The following is a 4,137-nucleotide window of genomic DNA, read 5'->3' on the forward strand; positions in this document are numbered from 1 at the left end:
GCCATCCCGATGATGAAAAGCGAGCCAAGCCCAAAAGCGTACCTAATATTAAGGCAAAAACGATGCCCCATACACTTAAACGCAATGTCGAAATTAAGCCTTGAAAAAAGTACGGTAAGCTGCCATCGGCTCTTGGTGTAAACAATAGTTCAATGGTTTCTTGCCAGTGCCAAAGATAATTGACTCCGGCGCTTGAACGATGATAGAGCCATATACCAATACCACTGCAGATCAGCAGCAACACCCAATCGAGTCGCTGAAAACGTGGAAAGAAAGAGCCCGTTTGGGTTCTATTGGATAAAAGACGAAAAGTGGTATGTTCGCTCAAGGTTTGTCTCCATGATAAGAAGTACACCAACCCGTTCAACGAGTTGGTGTTGAGCCTACTGACCTTGCGCGATTTGGTCTTGCCAGTCTAGAGTTGAAAACCAATATTGGTAGCGTTCATCTAACCAACCGTCTTGGGTTCGTGCATCAATCCACTGGTTGAAGAATGCTCGCTTATCTTCTTCTCCCAAACGTACAGCGAAGGCTTCATTACCCTGTGATAAACGCTGAGTAAAGGGAAGGAAGAGCTTGTCCGCATGTTTGATCGTTTCGTGTTCAGGCTTAGGGCTGGATGCAATAACGGCATGAGCGTTACCGTTCAGTACTTCTTGAAATGCTTGTGCGTCATCATCAAATTGCAAGATTTTTGCTTTAGGGAAGGTTTCACGCGCCACTTGGACGGTAAAAGCACCCCGGCGAGCCGCGATTTTTATCCGACGGGAATTAAAGTCTGAAAATTCACTAAAGCCAGAAGCCAAGGTTTTATTGGCGGCGATTTGTACGCCAGAGTGAGAATAAGGCGCGCTGAACAATACGCTCTTTGAACGTTCTGGGGTAATAGACATACCGCCGATAATAACATCAAACTTTTTAGCCAGTAGCGCGGGGATAATGCCATCCCAAGCGGTCGGGACAAATTCGACGTTTAATCCCGAATCTGCCGCCAGACGTTTGGCTACGTCGATTTCAAAACCGATTAATTCCCCCTGTTTGTTACGCATAGCCCAAGGCACGAATGTTGACATACCGACACGTAACGTTCCCCGTTCTTTGATTTGATCCAGATTCGGCGTTGTTGTACTTGGGTTCGCCAGTGAGGGGAGGGCAATGGTGATCCCTAGTAATGCGGTGATGGTTGCTCTGAATAACCTCATGTTATCTCCTTATAATTTGCGCCAACTGGCTCCTAGTTTGTGTTCTAGCCAAGCGGATAAGCCAGACAGTGATAATGTGAAGGCAAGGTAGATTGCCGCCACAGTAAACCAGATTTCAAACGGCATGGCCGTTTCAGAGACAATGTTTCTTGCCTCGGTAGTTAGATCGAAAATGGCCATCACACTGACTATAGAAGAATTTTTGATCAGTGATACCAGTTCGTTGGTCAATGGTGGTAATGTGCGTTGTAATACTTGCGGTAAAATAACGTCTTTATAGGTAAAGAAAGGTGATAACCCTAACGTTTTGGCCGCTTCAAATTGACTGGTGGGAATGCTATTTAATCCGCCACGAAAGATCTCCGTGGTGTAAGCGCCTTGAAAAAGTGAAAGTGCCAAGATGGCGGTACTAAATCGGTCTAAGCCAATGACTGGTCCAAAAATAAAGTAGAGTAAATAAATTTGTACCAATAGTGGTGTGTTCCGAATTAATTCTACGTACACACTACCAATGGTATTACCGACTACAGATTGACTGAGCCTTAATAGCGCGGCCACGAAACCAATCACCAGAGTGAACAATAGACTTAGCGCGGAAATTTTGACCGTAATAATAAGGCCATCAATCAATTGAGCGGGCCACCATTGACCATCTTCATAGAAGGCGAGGTAATCAGGTACTCGTTCCCACTGCCATTGATACCCTATCGCTTGAGCTCCTGAATCAAGAATCCAAGCCATGAGCATCAGTAGTATTATTATTTGAGCCACTGCTTGAAGAACGGGTTTAAAGACTCGATAGAGCATCTAGTGACTCAGAATTTGGTTTAAGAACGCTTGAGTGCGCGGATGTTTGGGCTGTTCAAATAAAGTCATTGGAGCATTCATTTCGATAATTTCACCTTCATCCATAAAAACGACGCGGTTGGCCACTTTTTTTGCAAAGCCCATTTCGTGAGTGACACAAATCATCGTCATACCGCTTTGTGCTAGCTTGACCATGACATCAAGTACTTCGTTTATCATCTCAGGATCGAGCGCCGAGGTGGGCTCATCAAATAATAGCAGATCAGGTTCCATACAAAGTGAACGAGCGATGGCAACACGTTGCTGCTGACCTCCTGATAATTGAATGGGGTATTTATTGGCTTGTTCTTCAATATTCACTCGTTTTAGGTAATGCAGGGCTCTTTGTTTGGCTGCTGACACACTGAGTTTTAGGGTACGGATTGGCGCGAGAGTAAGATTTTCTAAAACAGTAAGGTGGGGGAAAAGATGAAAATGTTGGAACACCATACCGACTTTACCGGGTTTGAGTGTGTCAGCATCAGCCGGTTGTCCGAACACAGTGAGTTGTCCAGCCTGGATGGATTCTAGATGATTAATACAACGGATTAGCGTGGATTTTCCTGATCCGGATGGCCCGCAAATGACCAAGATTTCGCCAGAATGCACTGACAAATTAATATTCTTTAGGGCGTGATATTCGCCATACCACTTGTTTACGCCGTTGAATTCAACAACAATATTTTTCTCTTTCAAAAGGGATAACTGCTAGAGTAAATTTCTCGTTACCATAACAAGTTATTAACGATATTGCACCTGTTAATCAAGAGCAATCAGTATCCCACCGTCACGCTTATGGTTTGCTCATGATTTCACTGGTGGGATAGACAACCAATGAACCTCTTAAGTGATCAATCTAGAGGTCAATGTTTCCCTTCAAGCCATCAACGTATTACTTGAAGGGAAAGGGCACATTAACGGTTAATACGACGTCGCCACGCTAAGGCGAATAAGAGAACGCCCGTACCGAATCCAATGCTACCACCACTGCGACTATATTTAGTTTGGGAACGGTACTATGCTGGATTTGAGGAGGAATGCATTTTTTATTCGTAGCTTGATTTATCAGCATTGTGTCGGTTCGCTTCTAATGCTATTAATAAGCGCCTTTTGTTAACGTCGGGCTTGTCGTGGCTTTTTTGAGCACAATCCTATAGGAACAAGAAAGACAGACACAGTGGCTAACATCATCGATTGAAGGTAATAATTTGTATGTTGATGACAACTTTGCATGAAGGAGAGATGTGTGAGTAGTGATAATGGTGGAATTCCTCGCCCTAGTGGCAAGGTAAACCCAATTGATACAGATTATACTGTTGGGCAAGATAACGTTGTGGTCTCTGTAGGTCCCTTCGGATTAGATATCCATAACCGAGTGTTTGCTGTATCAGGGTTAGCAATTGTTATCTTTGTGTTTGCTACTCTGATTTTTCGTGAGCAAGTGGAGCCGTTATTTGTTCATATGAGAGGTTGGTTAACCTCGCATCTGGATTGGTTTTTCTTACTCTCAGGTAATATTTTTGTCTTAATCTGTTTAGGTTTGGTGGTGTCACCGCTGGGTCGAGTCCGTATTGGTGGTACCGATGCAGTACCTGACTACTCCTATGCAGGCTGGCTTGCTATGTTGTTTGCCGCCGGAATGGGAATTGGTTTGGTATTCTTTGGCGTGTCTGAGCCAATGTCTCATTTTAGTAGTGCACTATCTGGCCCTGTATTTGAAAATGGCGTGCGAACGGACTGGGCACCACTAGGTGGCGCGGTTGGTGACAGTGAAGCGGCTCGTCGTCTTGGTATGGCCGCCACCATTTATCACTGGGCACTTCATCCTTGGGCGATTTACGCATTACTGGCTTTGGGGTTAGCGATTTTTTCTTTTAATAAAGGCTTACCGCTGACCATGCGTTCGGTATTTTATCCTCTGTTTGGTGAACGGGTTTGGGGTTGGACAGGGCACATCATTGATATTCTAGCGGTTGTGGCTACGGTCTTTGGCCTTGCGACTTCACTGGGTTATGGGGCTTCTCAAGCCGCTACCGGTTTGAACTTCCTCTTTGGAGTACCATTAACGGATACCACCCAAGTAGTGTTG

General features: G+C 44.8%; 5 protein-coding genes and 1 pseudogene. 1 reads left to right on the top strand and 5 read right to left on the bottom strand.

Annotation, left to right across the window (positions count from 1 at the left end; all coding sequences use genetic code 11):
- From B7C60_RS19495 to B7C60_RS20100, 5 genes and pseudogenes are all read right to left on the bottom strand, one after another.
- A partial coding sequence (locus B7C60_RS19495) for an ABC transporter permease (protein WP_483887765.1) occupies positions 1-328 on the bottom strand: 328 nt, incomplete at its 3' end.
- Between the two features lie 55 nt (positions 329-383).
- The gene (locus B7C60_RS14390; protein ID WP_099612257.1) at positions 384-1,202 is read right to left on the bottom strand and encodes a transporter substrate-binding domain-containing protein; all 819 of its coding nucleotides are present in this window, start codon (positions 1,200-1,202) and stop codon (positions 384-386) included.
- 9 nt (positions 1,203-1,211) lie between these two features.
- Positions 1,212-2,009, bottom strand: coding sequence for an amino acid ABC transporter permease (locus B7C60_RS14395; protein ID WP_099612258.1), 798 nt, complete (start codon positions 2,007-2,009; stop codon positions 1,212-1,214).
- Positions 2,010-2,744, bottom strand: coding sequence for an amino acid ABC transporter ATP-binding protein (locus B7C60_RS14400; RefSeq protein ID WP_099612259.1), 735 nt, complete (start codon positions 2,742-2,744; stop codon positions 2,010-2,012).
- A 218-nt stretch (positions 2,745-2,962) separates the two neighbouring features.
- A pseudogene (locus B7C60_RS20100) lies at positions 2,963-3,034 on the bottom strand (GlyGly-CTERM sorting domain-containing protein); the annotation flags it as partial.
- 260 nt (positions 3,035-3,294) lie between these two features.
- On the opposite strand from B7C60_RS20100, the gene B7C60_RS19500 reads away from it, so the two are divergent.
- Positions 3,295-4,137, top strand: an 843-nt coding sequence (locus B7C60_RS19500; RefSeq protein WP_245869498.1) for a BCCT family transporter, incomplete at its 3' end; no start/stop codon positions are given.

The sequence above is a fragment of the Vibrio fujianensis genome, from assembly GCF_002749895.1.
Classification (GTDB): domain Bacteria; phylum Pseudomonadota; class Gammaproteobacteria; order Enterobacterales; family Vibrionaceae; genus Vibrio; species Vibrio fujianensis.

What these genes read in the sequence shown, in the direction of transcription:
- B7C60_RS14390 (WP_099612257.1), bottom strand. Translation starts at nt 1,202, where the DNA reads ATGAGGTTATTCAGAGCAACCATCACCGCATTACTAGGGATCACCATT.
- B7C60_RS14395 (WP_099612258.1), bottom strand. Translation starts at nt 2,009, where the DNA reads ATGCTCTATCGAGTCTTTAAACCCGTTCTTCAAGCAGTGGCTCAAATA.